Origin of the sequence: Methylocystis silviterrae (genome assembly GCF_013350005.1) — a bacterium.
Taxonomy (GTDB): Bacteria; Pseudomonadota; Alphaproteobacteria; order Rhizobiales; family Beijerinckiaceae; genus Methylocystis; species Methylocystis silviterrae.
This window is the reverse complement of the sequence record NZ_JABVWW010000052.1, coordinates 1-1,785: the sequence shown is the minus strand read 5'-3', so window position 1 is coordinate 1,785 and position 1,785 is coordinate 1. Positions and strand designations below refer to the sequence as shown.

The 1,785-nt window shown below is 59.5% G+C and carries 2 protein-coding genes; one reads left to right on the top strand and one right to left on the bottom strand.

The genetic code is table 11. From position 1 onward, the window contains the following. Window positions 1-233: hypothetical protein (locus HUN39_RS19070; RefSeq protein WP_210267065.1), on the top strand; the 233-nt coding region annotated here is incomplete at its 5' end. A 214-nt stretch (window positions 234-447) separates the two neighbouring features. Here HUN39_RS19070 and dinB read toward each other — a convergent pair. Next, window positions 448-1,596 carry a DNA polymerase IV gene (gene dinB, locus HUN39_RS18895; RefSeq protein ID WP_175095974.1) on the bottom strand — a complete coding sequence of 383 codons (1,149 nt, stop codon included), beginning with the start codon at window positions 1,594-1,596 and terminating at the stop codon, window positions 448-450. Window positions 1,597-1,785: the final 189 nt, after the last annotated feature.

The window sequence follows — 1,785 nt, the reverse complement described above, 5'->3', positions numbered from 1 at the left end:
TTCCCGGAAGGATGGCCTCGAGCCGCCTCACGCCCAACAGCCAGTCCACGAAAAGCCCGGTTATTGGAGGTGTCCAGGTTATCGGCAAGCATGCTGCTCTTTCGGCTTTGTCTCACAAAAGGAGTGTAATAACCTTAGCAGACGTCGCCGCGGCTACGGGGCAGGTGGACGAACATATCCTTTTAATGAGCGCAATCAGCTCAAAACAGACCTTGAACAAACGTAGTGATTAGAGCGGATTCAAATTAAATCGGCCCGTAAACAGCGGCATTGAATAATTTGCGCACTCATTTGGGCGAAGGCCAGAAGCAAGGCGCGAATCCGGCGCAGGGCGTCGACGGCTCGCCCCGACGTGGGCGGCCTGGACCCCGTCGGCTCCGGTCGGAGCGATCCTTGTTTCAAAGCCTATAGGCCGCGCCGCGCTTCGCTTTTGCGATTTGGCTTGCGCTAAATGCTCAGGCTGAATTGAACGTCGAGCCCCGATTGCGCGTCACTGAGAGACGATAGCGTTACGCCCAACAGCCGGATTCCCATTGTCGCCGGGAACAGGGGTCCGAGCAGAGCGAAGACGAGCTGAGCAAGTTCCGCTTGTGTTGCAATCGACGCGGCGCCCGTGCGGCTGCGCGTGATCTGGCGGAAATCGGCATATTTCACCTTCAATGTGACGGTGCGCCCACGTATTCCCGCGCTCTCGCAGTAGCGCCAAACTTTTTCGATGATCGGCTGGAGCGCGGCGCACGCCGCTGCGAAGGAGAAGAGATCCTCGACAAAGGTGTTTTCGGCGCCCATCGACTTGCGCACGCGGTCAGGGCGGACCGGCCTTTCGTCGACGCCCCGCGAAATCCAATAGTAGTATGGCCCCGATCTCCCGAAATGGCGCTGAAGGAAAGCAAGCGTCTGCGCTCTGAGGTCGAGCCCAGTTTCGATCCCAAGCCTGTTCATCTTCGTCGTCGTTGCCGGCCCGACGCCATGGAATTTCCCGACCTGAAGGGCCTCGACGAAGGCCGGCCCCATCTTCGGCGTGATGACGAAGAGGCCGTCGGGCTTCCTGTAATCGGAGGCGAGCTTGGCCAGGAATTTGTTATAGGAAACACCCGCCGAAGCGGTAAGGCCGGTCTCAGTGTGAATTCTTGCCCGTATGTCCTTCGCGATCTGTGTCGCGGAGGCGATCCTCTTTAGGTTCTCGGTCACATCGAGATAGGCCTCGTCCAGCGACAGCGGCTCGATGATCGGCGTGTATTCGGCGAAAATTGAACGAATCTGCCGCGACACATCCTTGTAAACGTCGAAGCGCGGCTTCACAAAAATAAGATCCGGGCATTTCCGCTTGGCGGTAACCGACGGCATGGCGGAGCGCACGCCGAACTTTCGCGCTTCGTAGCTTGCCGCCGCAACGACGCCGCGCTCCCGCGATCCGCCGACGGCGACCGGCTTGCCGCGCAGCTCCGGATTGTCGCGCTGTTCGACGGAAGCGTAGAAGGCGTCCATATCGATGTGGATGATCTTGCGTTGCTGAGGAGGTGCGACGGCGATGTCGCTATCTCGCCTTTCGACGTTGCTCTTTTCCGAGTCTAAAATTTCGTTCGGCGTCAGCATGATCGTCAGGCCGCGAGGCCTCCCTCGTCTTTCTTCCCGCCCCTCGCAACAATCCGGAGAGCGTCATCGGCAAGCGGTCGCTAGGCCTGACCGCGTCGTCGAGAGGCATTGTTGCGCATTCCACGGATGCTGAGCGCCCGTTCCACGGGATCGTGAGCAGCCAATCCAAGGCATCGTGAGCGCGCGTTC